Annotated in this window: 17 protein-coding genes; 12 read left to right on the forward strand and 5 right to left on the reverse strand. The window is 67.5% G+C overall.

Annotated features, from left to right (window positions below; genetic code table 11):
- Positions 1–241: 241 nt before the first annotated feature.
- The gene (locus ACQY76_RS21710; RefSeq protein WP_428030754.1) at positions 242–1246 is read left to right on the forward strand and encodes a helix-turn-helix domain-containing protein; all 1005 of its coding nucleotides are present in this window, start codon (positions 242–244) and stop codon (positions 1244–1246) included.
- Between the two features lie 115 nt (positions 1247–1361).
- On the opposite strand, the gene ACQY76_RS21715 is transcribed toward ACQY76_RS21710, so the two are convergent.
- The 3 genes from ACQY76_RS21715 to petA are packed head-to-tail and all read right to left on the reverse strand — an operon-like array spanning position 1362 to position 4098.
- On the reverse strand, positions 1362–2228 hold the full coding sequence (locus ACQY76_RS21715; RefSeq protein WP_428030755.1) for a cytochrome c1: 867 nt from the start codon (positions 2226–2228) through the stop codon (positions 1362–1364).
- Positions 2229–2238: 10 nt separating this feature from the next.
- Positions 2239–3513, reverse strand: coding sequence for a cytochrome b (locus tag ACQY76_RS21720; protein WP_428030756.1), 1275 nt, complete (start codon positions 3511–3513; stop codon positions 2239–2241).
- A 24-nt stretch (positions 3514–3537) separates the two neighbouring features.
- On the reverse strand, positions 3538–4098 hold the full coding sequence (petA, locus tag ACQY76_RS21725; RefSeq protein WP_428030757.1) for a ubiquinol-cytochrome c reductase iron-sulfur subunit: 561 nt from the start codon (positions 4096–4098) through the stop codon (positions 3538–3540).
- A 284-nt stretch (positions 4099–4382) separates the two neighbouring features.
- Between petA and ACQY76_RS21730 the strand changes: the two genes are divergently transcribed.
- The 4 genes from ACQY76_RS21730 to greA all read left to right on the forward strand — a co-directional run bounded on the left by ACQY76_RS21730 (position 4383) and on the right by greA (position 6160).
- Positions 4383–4847, forward strand: coding sequence for a tRNA (cytidine(34)-2'-O)-methyltransferase (locus tag ACQY76_RS21730; protein ID WP_428030758.1), 465 nt, complete (start codon positions 4383–4385; stop codon positions 4845–4847).
- Positions 4848–4915: 68 nt separating this feature from the next.
- Positions 4916–5197 carry a type II toxin-antitoxin system RelE/ParE family toxin gene (locus ACQY76_RS21735; RefSeq protein WP_428030759.1) on the forward strand — a complete coding sequence of 94 codons (282 nt, stop codon included), beginning with the start codon at positions 4916–4918 and terminating at the stop codon, positions 5195–5197.
- A gap of 10 nt (positions 5198–5207) precedes the next feature.
- Positions 5208–5501, forward strand: a complete 294-nt coding sequence (locus ACQY76_RS21740; protein ID WP_428030760.1) for a HigA family addiction module antitoxin — start codon at positions 5208–5210, stop codon at positions 5499–5501.
- 155 nt (positions 5502–5656) lie between these two features.
- Positions 5657–6160 carry a transcription elongation factor GreA gene (gene greA / locus ACQY76_RS21745; protein ID WP_428030761.1) on the forward strand — a complete coding sequence of 168 codons (504 nt, stop codon included), beginning with the start codon at positions 5657–5659 and terminating at the stop codon, positions 6158–6160.
- A 55-nt stretch (positions 6161–6215) separates the two neighbouring features.
- Here greA and ACQY76_RS21750 read toward each other — a convergent pair whose 3' ends face one another.
- Positions 6216–8078, reverse strand: a complete 1863-nt coding sequence (locus tag ACQY76_RS21750; RefSeq protein ID WP_428030762.1) for an ABC transporter ATP-binding protein — start codon at positions 8076–8078, stop codon at positions 6216–6218.
- Between the two features lie 143 nt (positions 8079–8221).
- On the opposite strand from ACQY76_RS21750, the gene ACQY76_RS21755 reads away from it, so the two are divergent.
- Together ACQY76_RS21755 and hemF are read left to right on the forward strand one after the other, a co-directional pair.
- A complete protein-coding gene (locus ACQY76_RS21755; RefSeq protein ID WP_428030763.1) occupies positions 8222–8917 on the forward strand; it encodes a VIT1/CCC1 transporter family protein in 696 nt (231 codons plus the stop codon).
- A 67-nt stretch (positions 8918–8984) separates the two neighbouring features.
- Positions 8985–9878: an oxygen-dependent coproporphyrinogen oxidase gene (gene hemF, locus ACQY76_RS21760; RefSeq protein ID WP_428030764.1), complete on the forward strand. Its 894-nt coding sequence runs from the start codon at positions 8985–8987 to the stop codon at positions 9876–9878.
- Positions 9879–9908: 30 nt separating this feature from the next.
- On the opposite strand, the gene ACQY76_RS21765 is transcribed toward hemF, so the two are convergent.
- A complete protein-coding gene (locus tag ACQY76_RS21765; RefSeq protein WP_428030765.1) occupies positions 9909–11120 on the reverse strand; it encodes an ROK family transcriptional regulator in 1212 nt (403 codons plus the stop codon).
- A 119-nt stretch (positions 11121–11239) separates the two neighbouring features.
- Here ACQY76_RS21765 and ACQY76_RS21770 point away from each other — a divergent pair, with 119 nt between their 5' ends.
- The 5 genes from ACQY76_RS21770 to ACQY76_RS21790 are packed head-to-tail and all read left to right on the forward strand — an operon-like array spanning position 11240 to position 16813.
- Positions 11240–12526 (forward strand): extracellular solute-binding protein, encoded by a 1287-nt coding sequence (locus ACQY76_RS21770; protein WP_428030766.1) that lies wholly within the window; start codon positions 11240–11242, stop codon positions 12524–12526.
- 11 nt (positions 12527–12537) lie between these two features.
- A complete protein-coding gene (locus tag ACQY76_RS21775) occupies positions 12538–13446 on the forward strand; it encodes a carbohydrate ABC transporter permease (protein WP_428030767.1) in 909 nt (302 codons plus the stop codon).
- Complete coding sequence (locus ACQY76_RS21780; protein ID WP_428030768.1) at positions 13443–14291, forward strand: carbohydrate ABC transporter permease; 849 nt, start codon at positions 13443–13445, stop codon at positions 14289–14291. The genes ACQY76_RS21775 and ACQY76_RS21780 overlap by 4 nt, the downstream gene beginning before the upstream one ends.
- Positions 14292–14296: 5 nt before the next feature.
- Entirely contained in the window at positions 14297–15424 is a 1128-nt protein-coding gene (locus ACQY76_RS21785) for an ABC transporter ATP-binding protein (protein ID WP_428030769.1), read from the forward strand.
- A 3-nt stretch (positions 15425–15427) separates the two neighbouring features.
- Positions 15428–16813 (forward strand): aminotransferase, encoded by a 1386-nt coding sequence (locus ACQY76_RS21790; RefSeq protein ID WP_428030770.1) that lies wholly within the window; start codon positions 15428–15430, stop codon positions 16811–16813.
- The last annotated feature ends 44 nt before the right edge of the window (positions 16814–16857 follow it).

Below are 16857 nucleotides of genomic sequence, written 5' to 3' on the forward strand. Positions count from 1 at the left end.
CGACCTGCGCGCCTCCTTGGATGAGGCATCGTTGCCGCCCGCGACGTCAGGGCCGGCAACCCTCGCCAGATTATCGACGGCGGGCACACGGGCAATCGTTCAGGCGTTCCAAATCAGGGCGTTGCGTATCAGCCTTGGCGCCGCCCGCCCGGCCGGGCGCGCGCGGCCAGTGGACGGCAGCCGGGATTACCGCCATTCTGGCGGCCGACAGGCTTTGAGGGTCGTGAGAGGACCACTTTCGATGAGCGACCGCAGGGGCAAGGATTGCAGGGTGGCGGGGCCGCGGGAGGCCCAGGACGGCCTGTACCGCCTGAAGCGCCTGTCGACCGCCGACTTCGCCATCGGCGAGCGCTACGACGCCTGGCGCGAAGTCGCCTACAGCGTGGTCGAACTCGAAGCACGCCGGGCCGGCGATCCCGACCTGTTCGCCATCAAGCGCTCGGTGCGCGGCGAGATGGGGGTGTTCGCCAGCCAGGAGGGATCGGAGCACCGCACCGTGTTCTCGCGCGCGGCCAGCCTCAGCGGCGCCGGCGAGGCGGTGGTGATCTCGATGATGCCGACCGGCGGGCTGGGGCTGGAAAGCCCCGACGGCGCGCAGTGCCTCGCCCCGCAGGGCCGGCTGGCGGCCTATGATGCGACTCACCCCATGCGCTATCACTGGGGCGCCGGCCGCGAAATCTACCTCCTGCTGCCGCGCACCCGGGCGCTCGAAGCGCTGGGCGGCGACATCCCCGGCCTGTTCCTGCTGCTCGACACGATTCCCCTCGGCCTCATGGTCCGCGAGCAGATGGTGGCGCTGGACCGCCATGCCGAGCATCTCGAGCCCCGGGAGATGGCGGCCGCGCTCGACGCGCTGCACACGCTGGCGATGCTTCTGCTCCAGCATATCGGGCGCGATCTGAACGGGCGCGGCGAGGTCGACGAGAACGCGTTCTTCCTCGCCGCGAAGCGCTATATCCAGTCGAACTACAACATGGTCGACCTTTCGCCGGAAACCATCGCCCGCGCACTGGGCTGCTCGCGCGCGACGCTCTACCGGGCCTTCGCGCAGAACGACGTGACGATCATGGACACCGTCCGCGAGGTCCGGCTCGCCATGTCGCGCAAGCTGATCGAGACCGCGGCCGGGCGGAGCATCTCCGTCATCGCCTATGATTGCGGCTTCAAGGACTCGTCCTCGTTCGGAAAGCTGTTCCGCAGCCGGTTCGGCGCCTCGCCCAGCGAATGGCGCAGCCAGTTCAGCTGAGCCCGGCCGACGCCCGGCACGTGCGGCTTCCTCTCGCCGAACGACCGGCGCGCGCCATGAAAAAGGGCCCCGTCAGGGGCCCTTTTCGCGTCGGGATGCAGCAGGAAGGCGTGCCTCAGTGGCCGACGCTCTTCCACACCTTCTTCTTGGTGAAGTAGAGCAGGCCGGCGAAGATGATGAGGAAGATCATCACCTGGAAACCGATGCGCTTGCGCGCTTCGAGGTGCGGCTCGGCCACCCACATCATGAACGCCGTCACGTCGCGCGAATACTGGTCGAGCGTCTCGGGCGTGCCGTCCGTATAGGTTACCTGCCCGTCCGAGATCGGCTGCGGCATCTTGATGGCGTGGCCGGGGAAATACTCGTTGTAATGCGCGCCTTCCGGCAGGGTGAAACCCTCCGGCGGCTCCTTGTAGCCGACCAGCAGGGCGTGGATGTAGTCCGGCCCCTGCTCCTGATACTGGGTGAAGATGTCGATCAGGAAGCCGGGAAAGCCGACCTCATAGGTGCGCGCCTTGGCCAGTGTGGAGAAGTCCGGCGGATAGGCGCCGCCATTGGAGGCGCGCGCCGCCTGCTCATTGGGGAAGGGCGAGGGCCAGCGGTCGGAAAGCCGGCCGGGGCGGTCGAACATGTCGCCCGCATCGTTCGGCCCGTCCTGGATCTGGTAGCCCTCGGCCACGGCCTTGGCCTGCGCTTCGCTGAACTGCGGCCCGCCCGGCTGGGCGAGGTTGCGGAAGGCGAAGAGGTGGGCGGAGTGGCAGGAGGCGCAGACTTCCTTGAACACCTGGAAGCCGCGCTGCAGCTGGGCCCGGTCGAACTTGCCGAACGGGCCGGCGAAGCTCCACTCCTCGCGGTGCGGGTGGGGCGTGCCCTCGGCGGCGAGCGCCGGCGCGGCCAGGCCGAACGCCAGCGCGGCGATAGCGAGCGGGCGGAGAAGGCTGGAACGGAAGGACGTTGAACGGAAGGACATGGTGTTGCTCATGATGTTCCGCTCAACCCTTGGTCTGTGGCGCCGAGACGCCTGCCGAGGCCGGTGCCGCGCCCTTGTTCTTGCCCAGCACGGCCTCGGTGATGGAGGCCGGAACCGCCTTCGGCTTCTCGAAAAGGCCGAGCAGCGGAAGGATGATCAGGAAGTGGGCGAAGTAGTAGATCGTCAGGATGCGGCCGGCGATGACATAGCCGCCTTCCGCCGGCTTGGCGCCGAGCCAGCCGAGACCGATGCACACCGCCACCCAGATCCAGAAGAACTGCTTGAACAGCGGGCGGTAGACGCCCGAGCGCACCTTCGACGTGTCGAGCCACGGCACGAAGAACAGCACGATGATCGCGCCGAACATGGTCAGCACGCCGCCGAGCTTGTCCGGCACCGCGCGCAGCATCGCGTAGAACGGCAGGTAGTACCATTCGGGCACGATGTGGGCCGGCGTCACCAGCGGGTTGGCCGGGATGTAGTTGTCGGCGTGGCCCAGATAGTTCGGGATGTAGAACAGGAACCAGGCGAAGAAGATCAGGAAGCACACCATGCCGAACGCGTCCTTGATGGTCGCGTAGGGGGTGAAGGGCACGGTGTCCTTCGGGCTCTTCGGCTCGACGCCGGTCGGGTTGTTCTGGCCCACCACGTGCAGCGCCCAGACATGCAGGACGACGACGCCGGCGATCATGAACGGCAGCAGGTAGTGCAGCGAGAAGAAGCGGTTCAGCGTCGCGTTGTCGACCGAGAAGCCACCCCACAGCCATTCGACGATGGTCGGGCCGACCACCGGGAAGGCCGAGAACAGGTTGGTGATGACGGTGGCGCCCCAGAAGCTCATCTGGCCCCACGGCAGCACGTAGCCCATGAAGGCAGTGGCCATCATCAGCAGGTAGATGATGCAGCCGAGGATCCACAGCACCTCGCGCGGGGCCTTGTAGGACCCGTAATAGAGGCCGCGGAACATGTGGATGTACACCGCGATGAAGAACATCGAGGCGCCGTTCGAGTGGATGTAGCGGATCAGCCAGCCATAGCTGACATCGCGCATGATGTGCTCGACGGAATCGAACGCCAGCGTCACATGCGGCGTGTAGTGCATCACCAGCACCACGCCCGACACGATCTGGCAGGCCAGCATGAGCGACAGGATGCCGCCGAAGGTCCACCAGTAGTTCAGGTTGCGCGGCGTCGGATAGGCGACGAAGGAGGAATGGATCAGGCCGACCAGCGGAAGCCGGCTCTCGAACCACTTGAGCGCCGGGTGCTTCGGCTCGAACGTGGAGTGTCCGCTCATCTGTGAATATCCCTGAACGCCGGCTCAGCCGATGGAGATCTTCGTGTCGGACACGAACTGATAGGGCGGAATGTCGAGATTGGTCGGCGCCGGCCCGCGACGGACCCGGCCGGCCGAATCATATTCCGAGCCGTGGCAGGGGCAGAACCAGCCATCATACTCGCCGGCGTGGCCGATCGGCACGCAGCCGAGATGGGTGCAGATGCCGATGACCACCAGCCACTTCTCATGCCCCTCGCCGGCCCGGTTCTCGTCGGTCGCCGGGGCGTCCGGGGCGAGATTGGCATTGCGGGCGATCGGGTCGAGCAGCGCCGAGAGCTCGGTCGCCTTCGCCTTGGAGATATCCTCGGGCGTGCGGTTCCACACGAAGACCGGCTTGCCGCGCCACTTCACCGTGACCATCTGGCCCTCGGCGACCTGCGACAGGTCCACCTCCGTGGTGGAAAGCGCGAGGACCGACGCATCGGGCTGCAGCTGCGAGACGAAGGGCCACACGAGTGCGGCGGCACCGACCGCGCCCATGGCGCCTGTCGCGATGTAAAGGAAGTCGCGGCGCGTTGTCCCCGCCGTCTCGGTTGCTGCCACGATGGTTTCCTTTCCCCTCGAACCCGTGACCGCTGCCCCCGCCCCTCCCGTTCCGGCTCGTTGCCGAGCGCTCGCGCGAAACGGGCAGGCGTCCGCGTGGCACGCGGTCGACCCTACCTTCGAGTGCCTCTAATTGCATCCGAACCGTCCCTTGTCCAGATGAACGCAGTGCGGCAACCCGTCCTGCCCCCCGCCTTTCCACCCCTTGCGGAAGCCGTGGGGTCGCCGCGCGCCGCGCCCTCGGCTAGGCAGAGGAGCGGGGAACCACCGAAAGCAGGTCCGACATGACGCTGGCGCTCGCCCTTTATCAGCCGGACATCGCGCAGAACGCCGGCACGCTGGCGCGGATGAGCGCCTGCCTCGGCCTGCCGCTGCACATCATCGAACCCGCCGGGTTTCCGGTGGGCGATGCCGGCTTCCGGCGGGCGGGAATGGACTATCTCGACCGGGCGACGATTCTCCGCCACGCCAGCTTCGAAGCCTTCGAGGCGTGGCGCTTTGGCGAGGGACGGCGATTGATCCTGTGCAGCACGCGCGGCGCGGTCGCCTACACCGCCTTCGCCTTCGCGCCCGACGACGTGCTGTTGCTCGGCCGCGAGAGCGCCGGGGTGCCGGACACCGTCCACGCGGCGGCGCAGGCGCGAATCGCCATTCCCCTCGTCGAAGGCGCCCGCTCGCTCAACGTGGCGCTGGCCGGCGCAATGATTCTGGGCGAGGCGCTGCGGCAGACGGGGGGATGGCAGATCTAAAGGGTCGATTGCGAAGCGTATCATGTTGAGATACGCTGCCAGCATAGATTCACATCGCCGCCCGCACGATGATCGTCAGCTTCAAGGACAAGAGGACGGAGGCGGTGTGGAGCGGCCGCATCGGCAAGGGCTTTCCGGCCTATCTTGTACGGGTGGCGCAGCGCAGGCTGGCCATGCTCAACGCCGCCGTGACGCTGGCGGCGCTGCGCATGCCGCCGGCGAACCGGCTCGAAGCGCTGAAGGGCGATCGCTCGGGGCAGCACTCGATTCGTATCAATGACCAGTTCCGCATCTGCTTCCTATGGCGGGAGGGCAATGCGGCCGATGTCGAGATCACCGACTATCACTGAGGAGCGCGCGATGATCGGCCCCACTCCGCCCATCCATCCCGGGGAAATACTGCGCGAGGAGTTTCTCGTGCCGCTGCAGCTCAAGCCCTACGGTCTCGCGAAGGCGCTGCATGTGCCGCGCACGCGCGTCGAGCGCCTCGCGCGCGAGGAGGTGCCAGTGACGGCCGACACGGCCTTGCGGCTCGGCCGTTATTTCGGCACCGGCCCGGAATTCTGGATGAACCTGCAGACGGCCTTCGATCTGGCAAAGACGTTGGCGGCAAGGCCGGAGCTTGCAAACATCGCCCCGCGCGAGGCCGCCTGAGCCTCATTCCGCCGGGGAGACCTCACCCTTCCCTCATCGCCATTCTCCCCCGGCGAACGCCCCCCTCAGCGGCGGGCGGGCCGTAGCCCGCGCACACCTCGCGGTGTTAGCTGTGGGCATAGAGATCTGGAACGGCCTGACAGGAGCCCGGTAAATTGAGCGTGGCATTTGCAAAGGAAGAAAGTGCCGAGGCCGCATCGGAAACCATTCTGCCGGCGCGGCCGATCTCCGATCGACCGAATCTCGTCACCAAGGCAGGCCTGCAGATGCTGCAGGAGGCACTGGCAGGTGCTCAGCAGGCGCTGGCGGTCGCGAATGCTCTGGACGACGTCAATGAGCGGCGACGGCAGTCGGCGATTCCATTCCGCGACATCCACTATTATTCCCGGCGCGTCGAGACGGCGCGGGTCTCTCCGCCGCCCTCGTCAAACGACGTCGTGGCGTTCGGCCACACCATCAGCTTCGAGCGGGATGATGGCCGCGTGCAGACCTACCGCATCGTCGGCGAGGACGAGGCCAACCCATCACAGGCCAGCATTTCGCACGGCTCTCCCGTTGCCCTCGCCCTGCTGGGCAAAGCCGTCGGCGACATTGTCGAGCTGGGGCCGCGCCGTCTCGAAATCCTGTCCATTTCCTGGGCGGACGAGAGCGGCAGCTAGAATGCCCGGTTCACTCGCCCGCGGATGAAGGCGGAAAACCGGGCACGGCCCGTCCCTACTCCGCCGCCGCGTCCATCTCGTCCGTGTCGAGGAAGCCGCCGGACTGGCGATGCCAGAGGCGGGCGTAGAGGCCGCCCTTGGCCACCAGTTCCGCATGGGTGCCGCTCTCGACGATGCGCCCGTGCTCCATCACCACCAGCCGGTCCATGCGGGCGATGGTGGAGAGGCGATGGGCGATGGCGATCACCGTCTTGCCGGTCATCAGCTCGTCGAGATTGGCCTGGATCGCCGCCTCGACCTCCGAATCGAGCGCCGAGGTCGCCTCGTCGAGGATGAGGATCGGCGCGTCCTTCAGCAGCACGCGGGCAATGGCGATGCGCTGGCGCTGGCCGCCGGAGAGCTTCACACCGCGCTCGCCGACATGGGCGTCGAGCCCCACCCGCCCCTGCGGGTCGGACAGCGTGTCGATGAAGCCGTCCGTATGGGCGCGCCGCGCCGCCGTGCGGATGGCGTCCTCGCCCGCGTCTGGCCGGCCATAGGCGATGTTGTCGCGCACCGAGCGGTGCATCAGCGAGGTGTCCTGCGTCACCACGCCGATCTGCGCATGCAGCGAATCCTGCGTCACGCGCCGGACATCCTGCCCGTCGATCAGCACCCTGCCCGCTTCGGGATCGTAGAAGCGGAGCAGGAGGCTCATCAGCGTGGATTTGCCGGCGCCCGAGGGGCCGACCAGCCCGACACGCTCGCCGGGGCGGATGGTGAGCGCGAGGTCGTCGATGACGCCCGAGCCCTTACCATAGTGGAACGAGACATCCTCGAAGCGGATCTCACCGGCGCGCACGTCCAGCGCCGGGGCACGGGGTGCGTCCGCCACGTCGCGCGGGCGCGACAGCGTGGTGATCGCCTCCTGCACCGTGCCGACATTCTCGAACACGCCCGTCACCACCCACATGATCCAGCCGGACATGTTGGTGATGCGGATGGCGAGGCCGGTGGAAAGCGCGATGGCGCCGAGATTGATCGCCCCGACCGACCACAGCCACAGGCCGAGCCCGCCGACACCGCCGAGCATCAGGCTGTTCAGCACGCTCACCGTGAAGGCCATGCGGGTGATATGGCGCTGCTGGCGGCTGTTGTCGTCGATATTGCGGGCCAGCGCCGCGCGGACATAGCTGTCCTCGCGGTCGGAATGGGCGAACAGCTTGACGGTGAGGATGTTGGTGTAGCTGTCCACCACCCGCCCGGTGAGCGCCGAATTGCTCTCGGCGGTGCGCTTCGACAGGTGGCGGATCTTCGGCACGAACACCGCCAGCGCCAGCACGTAGAAGACGATCCATCCAACCATCGGCATGGCGAGGCGCCAGTCGGCCTCGGCGAAGAGCAGCACCGCGCTCACCGCATAGATGCCGGCATACCAGAGCGCGTCGATCACCTCGACCACCGAGCCGCGCACGGCGGGGCCGGCCTGCAGCACGCGGGTGGCGATGCGCCCGGCGAAGTCGTTGTTGAAGAAGCCGACGCTCTGGCGGATCACCCAGCGATAGGACTGCCAGCGGATCATCGGCCCGACCTTGGCGGTGATCGACTGGCGCACCAGCACGTCGTGCAGCAGATTGGCCAAGGGCCGCGCCACCACCACGACGAACGCCATCCACAGCAGCAGCCCGCCATGGTCGGAAAAGATCGTCTGCGGGCTGGAGGCCTGCACGAGATCGACGATCTGGCCGATATAGCGGAACAGCGAGACCTCGATGATCGCGACCAGGAAGGCGGCGGTGAGCGCCGCGACATAGACCCAGCCGGTCTGCCGCACGAAGTGCCAGTAGAACGCGAGAAGGCCCTCCGGCGGCCGCGCAACCGGCGCCGGGTGGAAGGGATCGACCAGCTTTTCGAACAGGGCAAAGATGCGCGTAAACATGGCCGCCTTCTGCGCCGCCGATGCGGCACCTTTGTGTCACCCGGCCGCGCGGAAACACGCTGCCTGTCAGCGCCCCGACGGCGGTATCATACGCGTGTAGCGGTCGCGGCCCAGTTTGCCGCGCCGTTCAGGAGAGACAGACCATGCGTTCGCGCCATGACGAGAACCACTATGTCGACCGCGCCGGCTGGCTGCGGGCCGCCGTGCTCGGCGCCAATGACGGCATCCTCTCCACCGCCAGCCTGATCGTCGGCGTTGCGGCGGCGAGCGCGGGGCGCGAGGCGGTGCTGCTGGCCGGCATCGCCGGACTGGTGGCGGGCGCCATGTCGATGGCGGCGGGCGAATATGTCTCGGTTTCCTCGCAATCCGACACCGAGCGGGCCGACCTCGCCCGCGAGACCGCCGAGCTGGCGGCCGACCCCGCCGGCGAGCAGGAGGAGTTGAAGCAGATTTATGTGGCGCGCGGCCTCGACCCCGCGCTGGCCAGCGAGGTCGCCCGGCAGCTCACGGCGAAGGACGCGCTGGAGGCGCATGCCCGCGACGAACTGGGCATGAACGAGATCACCGCCGCCCGGCCGGTGCAGGCGGCCCTGGCTTCCGCCGCCAGCTTTGCCGCCGGCGGGGCGTTGCCGCTGGCCACCGCTCTGCTGGCTCCGGCAGCGGGGCTGTCGATCACCGTCTCGGCGGCGGCGCTGGTCTTCCTCGCCATTCTCGGCGTTGCCGGCGCGAAGGCCGGCGGCGCGGACCCGGCCCGGGCGGCGCTGCGCGTTACCTTCTGGGGTGCGCTGGCCATGGCGGCAACGGCGGCGATCGGCGCGCTGTCCGGCACGATGGTGTAGCCCCGCCCTTCCGGCGCCGCCGCCAAGCGGCTAGAAGCGGCCTGCGTCCGTCCGCAGGAGAAGCCGCATGACCACCGAGAGCACCGCCGATATCGAGGGCCGCAAGACAGCCGCCCGGGGCTGGTTCGAGGAACTGCGCAACCGCATCTGCGACGCGTTCGAGACGCTGGAAGACGAGGCCCCGGACGCACTCTATCCCGGCACGCCCGGCCGCTTCGAGCGCACGCCCTGGGAGCGCACCGACCATTCCGGCGCGCCGGGTGGCGGCGGCGTCATGTCGATCCTGCGCGGCAGGCTGTTCGAGAAGGTGGGCGTCCATTGCTCCACCGTGCATGGCGAATTCGCCCCGGAATTCCGCAAGCAGATTCCCGGCGCCGAGGAAGACCCGCGCTTCCACGCCACCGGCATCTCGCTGATCGCCCATATGGCGAACCCGCACGTGCCGGCGGTGCACATGAACACCCGCTTCGTCGTCACCACCAAGGCGTGGTTCGGCGGCGGGGCGGACCTGACCCCGGTGCTGGATTCGCGGCGCAGGCAGGAAGACCCCGACACCATCGCCTTTCATGCCGCCCTGCGCGGCGCCTGCGAGGGGCGCCCGCACATTGACTATCCCCGCTACAAGCAATGGTGCGACGACTATTTCTACCTGCCGCACCGCAAGGAGATGCGCGGCGTCGGCGGCATCTTCTATGACTGGCTGGATTCGGGCGACTGGAACGCCGACTTCCATTTCACCAAGGCGGTCGGCCTCGCCTTCCTCGACGTCTACCCGCGCCTCGTACGCGCCAACATGGCCACGCCGTGGGACGAGGCGTCGCGCGAGGAACAGCTCATCCGCCGCGGCCGCTATGTCGAGTTCAACCTGCTCTATGACCGGGGCACGCTGTTCGGCCTGAAGACGGGGGGCAATGTGGATTCCATCCTCTCCTCCATGCCCCCGGTGGTGAAGTGGCCCTGAGCGTGCCGGCGCGCCTGGCGTAGCGCCGCCTCATTTCCCGCCAACATCGCCTGCCGCCGGCAGCTCGGCATTTCCGCTCAATTGGCGGTAGTGCGGATTGAGCATGGCCAGCACCGGCAGGGTCGCCGCCCCGCGCGCCACGGCGTCGGCGCCGAGATCGGCCTTCAGCAGGCGCGGCAGATCCCGCTGCGTGAGCGAGATGGAGATGTGCAGCGGCTCCACCTGCTCGATCAGCGCCTCGATCAGCCATTCCGGCGCATTGCCGCCGAACATGATGGTTTCGGGATCGAACAGGTTTTCCAGCGTGTTGATGCCGCTGCGCAACGGCTCGACCGCCTCCTCGATCCACGCCGCGACCAGCGGATGCCCGGCGGAGAACCGCTCGTCCAGCTCGCGGGGATCGGCGATCGCCACGCCGCGCTCGGCGAGGAAGCGGGTCAGCGAATCCACCGAGACATAGGTTTCCAGGCACCCCTTCTTGCCGCAAATGCAGGGATGCCCGCCGGGCACGGCGATGGTGTGGCCCAGTTCGCCGGCATTGCCATGGGCGCCGCCGAAGGTGGTGCCGTCGATCATGATGCCGGTGCCGAGGCCGGTGCCGACATAGAGATAGACGAAATTATTCAGCGGCCGCGCCGAAGCGCCGAAGCGCCATTCCGCCGTCACCGCGCACTGGCCGTCATTGGCGAGCGCCACCGAAAGGCCGGTCGCCCGGCGGAGCTCCTGTGTCAGCACCAGACCGTCCCAGCCCGGCAGGCGCGGCGGATTCATGCGGGGGACACGGAAGGGGCCGGGCGTGGCGAGCCCGATGCCGAGGAAGCGCTCCGTGTCGATCTTCGCCCGCGCCAGCAGGCCCTCGACGCTTCCGGCAAGGTCCTGCGCCACGACGGTGGCGTCGACGCTGTTCAGCGGGCGCACCTCGCGCAGCAGCACGTCGCCGCCGAGATTCATCACCACGGCGGTGGCGCGCCCATAATCGACGTGGAAGCCGATGGTGAAGCCGCCATCCGGATTGACCACGATCGGCTTGGGCGGCTTGCCGACGCGCCGCTCTTCGGATTTCTCCTCGCGCACGAAGCCGAGTTCCAGCAATTCGTCGACGAGATCGGACGTCGCCTGCTTGGAGAGCCCGGTATTGTCCGCGATGCCGGTGCGCGGCACCGGGCCGTTTATGCGGATGGCTTCGAACACGACCCACAGGTTGATGAGCTTCGCCTTGACCGCGTTCGTCGCCCGCAACATCCCCCGAAACCTCACGCTGGAATTAATAAGTCATACTGACGGATTAATTATTGACAGGGGTTGGGGCACCCCGCAATCTGGGCGCAAGGCGTAGATCAAAAGCCAGAAGGGGTCCACCGATGTCGAACCATCTGTCACGCAGAAGCGTACTGAAAGCGGCGGTCTCGGCCGGTGCGGTCGCCGCCTTTTCCGGCGGTTTTCCGCAGGGCGCGTCCGCCGAGGAAGCCTTGAGCGTCTTCGGGCCGCTGCCGCCCGACCCGGCTCCGCCGGGCGCCGCCAAATTCGCCGAAGCCGCGTTCGAGGCGTGGCGAAAGGCCAATGGCGCGAGCGTTTCCTACGACCTGCTCGCCTGGCCGCAACTGCATGACCGCATGGCCACCGCCTTCGCCTCCGGCTCGGCGCCGTGGGATGTCATGTATATGTGCGGCTGGGTCCCGGAGTTCGCCTCCTTCCTCACGCCGTTCGCCGACAACCTGCCCAAGGCGCTGGTCGACGACCTGCCGAAGTCCAGCTTCGAGACCGTGACCTGGGACGGCAAGCGCTACGGCGCCGTCTTCACGCTGTCGCTGCTCACCCTGTTCTACAATAAGGAGCACCTCGCCAGCATCGGCTTCACCGAGGCGCCGAAGAACTGGGACGAGTTCAAGCGTGCCACCAAGGAACTGACCCGCGATGGCCGCTACGGCTACGTCGCCAATTATGGCGACCCCGCCGGCATCGGCGGCACCGCAAGCTACTGGATGGCCTTCCTCCAGCAGGCCGGCGGCAAGATGTATGGCGAGGACGGCCTGCCGGTCTTCAAGAGCGATGCCGGCGTCGACGCGCTGCAGATGATGATGGACCTCATGGCGGCCGGCACCGACCCCGGCTCGATCTCCTATGCCAGCATCAACGACTCCACCAACGTGCTGCTCTCCGGCCGCGCCTCCATGATGATGAACTGGCCCTTCATGTGGAACGCCGGGCAGGACCCCGCCCAGTCGCAGATCGTCGGCAAGCTCGCCAGCGCCATCCTCCCGGCCGGCCCGGCCGGCAGCGCCTCGATCGACGGCACCGACGCCTGGACCATCAGCAAGACCACCAAGAACCCGGCGCTGGCCAGCAAGCTGGTCGAGTTCTATCTCGACGCCGATGTGCAGAAGCGTCAGGCGCTGGATACCGGCTGGCTGCCGATCCGCCTCTCGGTGCTGGCCGACCCCGAGGTGCAGGCCAAGCTGCCCAACGCCGCCGTGGTGTTGGAGCAGGCGAAGCATCCCTTTAACAGCTTCGTCACGCCGGACTTCAACCAGGTGACGCAGGCGGTCGGCACCGAGGTGCAGAAGGCGCTTCAGGGGCAGAAGACGGCGGCCCAGGCCATCGCCGATGCGCAGGACCTCGTCACATCCATCGTGAAGCGCCGCGGCTAGCGATCCCCGCCATGGCTTCCCCAGCGACCTTCGAGCAGCGCCGGCGATCCGTCGGCCTGCTCCTCGTGGCCCCGGCGCTGGTGGTGCTGGCGGCGATCCTCGGCTACCCGATCATCGAATCGATGATCCTGGCGCTGCAGAAGGTGCAGCTCAGCGCCGGCACCCTGCAGCGCAGCTTCATCGGGCTGGGCAATTTCGAGCGGCTTGTGGCGGATGAAACCTTCCGCCGGGCGGCGATCAACACGCTGTATTTCTCGGTGGCGGAAGTGGTGCTGGTGGTGCTGCTGGGGCTCGGTATCGCCGTGCTGCTCAACCATCCCCTCGGCCGCTGGGGGCTCTTCCGCATCCTGCTGGTGGTGCCATGGGCGATCGCGCCGGTGGCCAATGCAGTGCTGTGGAAGTGGATCCTCAACGCCAATTACGGCGTGCTGAACGGCCTGCTGAAATCGCTGGGCATCATCGACAGCTACCAGGTCTGGCTGGGCACGCCGATATTCGCGCTGAACTTCCTGCTGCTGGTGGATGTCTGGAAATCGGTGCCGTTCATCGCGCTGCTGTTCCTCGCCGGGCTGCAGCGCGTGCCGTCCATCCTCTACCGCGCCGCTTATATGGACGGGGCCAGCCGGTTCCAGGCGTTCCTCCACATCACGCTTCCCTCCATGCGGAGCGCCATCGCCATCGCCGTGGTGCTGCAGACCATCTGGTCGCTGCGCATCTTCGATCTGGTCTTCGTGCTGACGCGCGGCGGGCCGGCCGATGCCACCGTGCTGCTGAACTTCCTCGCCTATCGCGTCACCTTCAATTTTCTCGATATCGGCTACGGCGCCGCCATCGCCAACCTCATCTTCATCGCCACCCTGCTGCTGGCGATCCTCTACATCAGGCTGATGCGGCCGGCCGGCCCGGGAGAGGCGCGATGAGCTATACGCGCTACCGCCAGGGCGGGCCCGGCATGAAGCTCGCCACCGTCGCCGGGCTGGTGCTGTTCGTCACCTGGTCCGCCGCGCCGATCGTCTGGCTCATCCTGTCGAGCCTGCTGGAGCAGAAGGCGCTGATCGCCCAGCCGCCGAGCCTCGCATTCCAGCATTTCACGCTCGCCAATTTCTGGACCGTGCTGGCCTCGGCGGCGGCGCTGTGGCGCGGCATCCTGAATTCGCTGATCGTGGCGCTGTTCTCCACCGCCGTGGCGCTGGCGCTCGGGGCGCCGGCCGCCTATGCGCTGGCGCGGCTCGCGGTGCCGCGCTCGGACGCCATCGCCTTCCTGATCCTCGCCACCCAGATGCTGCCGAGCATCGCCATCGCCATTCCGCTGTTTCTCGTCATCAGCCGCCTCGGCCTGATCGACAACCTGTTCTCGCTCGGCGTCGTCTATCTCTCGTTCAACCTGCCGATCGTGATCTGGATCCTGCGCGGCTTCTTCCTCGGCATACCGGTCGGGCTGGAGCGCGCGGCGGCCATCGACGGGGCGGGCGTGATGCGCACCTTCTGGCACATCGTGCTGCCGATCTCGGTGCCGCCGCTGGGGGCCGCCGCCGTCTTCGCCTTCGTCGAGGCGTGGAACGAGTTCTTCTTCGCGCTGATCCTCACCCGCCAGTCGGCGCAGACCGTGCCGCTGGTGATCGCCTCCTTCGCCGGCCAGTACCAGACCGTGTTCGGCCAGATGATGGCGGCGGCGATCATCAGCGTCGCCCCGGTCATCGCGCTGGCGATCATCTTCCGCGACCAGATCGTCCGCGGCTTCGCCGACGGGATGATGAAAGGATGACACCGGTGCCGCAGAGTTCCACGCCGGCAATCGAGCTGCGCCACGTCTCCAAATCATTCGGCGCCGTGCAGGTGTGCCGGGATGTCGAGCTGAGCATCGCCCAGGGCGAGTTCGTCACGCTGCTCGGCCCCTCCGGCTGCGGCAAGACCACAACCCTCAACATGGTCGCGGGGTTGGAGGATTGCAGCAGCGGCGACATCCTCATCGGCGGGCGGCGCGTCAACACGCTGTCGCCGGTCGAGCGCGACGTCGCCATGGTGTTCCAGAACTACGCGCTCTATCCGCATATGAGCGTGGCCGACAATATCGGCTTCACCCTGCGCATGCGCGGCACCCCGCGCGAGGAAATAAAGCGACGCGTCGGGGCGGTCGCCGCAGCGCTGGAAATCTCGCATGTGCTGGCGCGGCTGCCGGCGCAGCTTTCCGGCGGCCAGCAGCAGCGCGTCGCCATCGGCCGGGCGCTGGTGCGCGAGCCCCGCATCTTCCTGTTCGACGAGCCGTTCTCCAACCTCGATGCCGCCCTGCGCATGAAGATGCGCGCCGAGGTCAAGCAGCTGCATCAGCGGCTCGGCGTCACCTCGCTGTTCGTCACCCACGACCAGGAAGAGGCGATGTCGATCTCCGACCGTATTGCGGTGATGAACCGCGGGCGGGTGGAGCAGTTCGGCACGCCGGAGGAAATCTACGCCCGGCCGGCCACGCGCTATGTCGCCTCCTTCATCGGCAATCCGCAGGTCGAGCTGATGCCGGGCGTCATCGAGGCACGGGACGGCGCGCCGGCGGTGCGGCTCGGCGCCCAGTTCGCGGTCGCCCTGCCGGCGGGCGAGGCGTTCCAGCCCGGCCGAAAGGTGGAGATCGCCATCCGGCCCGAGCATGTGCGCCTCGCAGCCGAGGGCCTTCCCGCCACCGTCCGCCTCGTCCAGCCCGTGGGCGCCGCGACCCATGTGGTGCTGGACTGCGATGGCGGTTCCCTCACGGCCACCCTGCCCGGCTTCGGCCGCCTGCAACCCGGCGAACGCGTCTACGCCAACATCTCGCCGAACGATCTGCTGGTCTTTGACGCGGAGACCGGCCTGCGCCTTCCGGCCCATGCACCGGCGCAGCCCAATGCCAAGACGCAACCTGAAAGGTGACCTATGAACAAGCCCGTTCTGCCGAATTCCGTGGAGGCACGGGACATCGCCTTCCACCTCCATTCGCAGACCAACCCGCAGCTCATTGAGGAGCGCGGCCCGACGGTCATCACGCGCGGCGAGGGCGTGCGCATCCACGACAATGCCGGCAAGGTCTATATCGACGCGATGGCGGGCCTGTGGTGCGCCTCGCTCGGCTTCAGCAATGAGCGGCTGGCCGCGGCGGCAACCAGGCAATATGCCCAGCTCGGCTTCTACCACACCTTCTTCAACCGGACGATGGAAGGAGCCGCCACGCTCGCCGAGAAGCTCGTCGGCCTCACCGGCATCAAGGACGGCAAGGCCTATTTCGCCACCTCCGGCTCGGAGGCGAACGAGACCATGGTCAAGCTCGCCTGGGTCTATCACACGGTGCGCGGCAAGCCGACCAAGCGCAAGGTGATCGCCCGCGACCGCGCCTTCCACGGCTCCACCATCGCCGCCGCCTCGATGTGCGGGCTGGGCTTCATGCACCGCGAGTTCGGCCTGCCGCTGCCCGGCTTCCTGCACACGCTGTGCCCCTACCCCTATCGCGGCATGCTGGAAGGCGAGGACGAGGCTGCCTTCGTCACCCGGCTGGTCGACGAGCTGGAGAAGCTGATCCTGCGCGAGGGGCCGGATTCGATCGCCGCCTTCATCGCCGAGCCGATCAATGCCGGCGGCGGCATCATCGTGCCGCCCAGGGACTATTTCGCCCGCGTCCAGCAGGTGCTGAAGAAGTACGACATCCTGTTCCTGGACGACGAGATCGTCTGCGGCTTCGGCCGCACCGGCAACTGGTTCGGCAAGGAAACGGTCGGCGCCAGCCCAGACATGATGTCGCTCGCCAAGGGCCTGTCCTCCTCCTATTTCCCGATCTCCGCCGTCGTGGTGGCGCCGGCGATCTATGAGGCGGTGAAGGAGTTCAACAAGGCCGGCGGCAATTTCGGCCACGGCTTCACCAATTCCGGGCATCCGGTGGGCGTCGCGGTGGCGCTGGAAGCCATCAGTATCTACGAGGAAATGAACCTCATCGAGCATGTGCGGAAGATGGGCGCGCGCTTGCGCGGCCATTTCGAGCGCATCGGCGCGGCCTCTCCCATCGTCGGCGAGGTGCGTGGCGCGGGCCTGATGCTCGGCATCGAACTCGTGGCCGATAAGGCGAGCCGCGCGCCGCTCGACCCGCATCTGCAGGCCGGCATGCAGTTCGACGCCATCGCCTGGGAAAACGGCATGGTGGCGCGCTGCATGGGCGACGTGCTGGGCTTCTCGCCGCCGCTGATCGTCGAGGAAGCCGATGTCGACGAGATCGCCGAACGCTGCGAAACCAGCCTCAAGCAGTTGGAAGCCCGCCTCGGCTTTGCCCGCTGAGGCGCGGGTCTCCGGCCCGCCCGCTCCGCACGAGGACGCGCACG

The organism is Ancylobacter sp. (genome assembly GCF_965279025.1).
Classification (GTDB): domain Bacteria; phylum Pseudomonadota; class Alphaproteobacteria; order Rhizobiales; family Xanthobacteraceae; genus Ancylobacter.

Bases quoted from the DNA above. Each gene is read 5' to 3' on its own strand.
- ACQY76_RS21710 (WP_428030754.1), top strand. From the start codon at position 242: ATGAGCGACCGCAGGGGCAAGGATTGCAGGGTGGCGGGGCCGCGGGAG.
- ACQY76_RS21715 (WP_428030755.1), bottom strand. From the start codon at position 2,228: ATGAGCAACACCATGTCCTTCCGTTCAACGTCCTTCCGTTCCAGCCTT.
- ACQY76_RS21720 (WP_428030756.1), bottom strand. From the start codon at position 3,513: ATGAGCGGACACTCCACGTTCGAGCCGAAGCACCCGGCGCTCAAGTGG.
- ACQY76_RS21730 (WP_428030758.1), top strand. From the start codon at position 4,383: ATGACGCTGGCGCTCGCCCTTTATCAGCCGGACATCGCGCAGAACGCC.
- ACQY76_RS21735 (WP_428030759.1), top strand. From the start codon at position 4,916: ATGATCGTCAGCTTCAAGGACAAGAGGACGGAGGCGGTGTGGAGCGGC.
- ACQY76_RS21740 (WP_428030760.1), top strand. From the start codon at position 5,208: ATGATCGGCCCCACTCCGCCCATCCATCCCGGGGAAATACTGCGCGAG.
- ACQY76_RS21750 (WP_428030762.1), bottom strand. From the start codon at position 8,078: ATGTTTACGCGCATCTTTGCCCTGTTCGAAAAGCTGGTCGATCCCTTC.
- ACQY76_RS21755 (WP_428030763.1), top strand. From the start codon at position 8,222: ATGCGTTCGCGCCATGACGAGAACCACTATGTCGACCGCGCCGGCTGG.
- hemF (WP_428030764.1), top strand. From the start codon at position 8,985: ATGACCACCGAGAGCACCGCCGATATCGAGGGCCGCAAGACAGCCGCC.
- ACQY76_RS21765 (WP_428030765.1), bottom strand. From the start codon at position 11,120: ATGTTGCGGGCGACGAACGCGGTCAAGGCGAAGCTCATCAACCTGTGG.
- ACQY76_RS21770 (WP_428030766.1), top strand. From the start codon at position 11,240: ATGTCGAACCATCTGTCACGCAGAAGCGTACTGAAAGCGGCGGTCTCG.
- ACQY76_RS21775 (WP_428030767.1), top strand. From the start codon at position 12,538: ATGGCTTCCCCAGCGACCTTCGAGCAGCGCCGGCGATCCGTCGGCCTG.
- ACQY76_RS21780 (WP_428030768.1), top strand. From the start codon at position 13,443: ATGAGCTATACGCGCTACCGCCAGGGCGGGCCCGGCATGAAGCTCGCC.
- ACQY76_RS21790 (WP_428030770.1), top strand. From the start codon at position 15,428: ATGAACAAGCCCGTTCTGCCGAATTCCGTGGAGGCACGGGACATCGCC.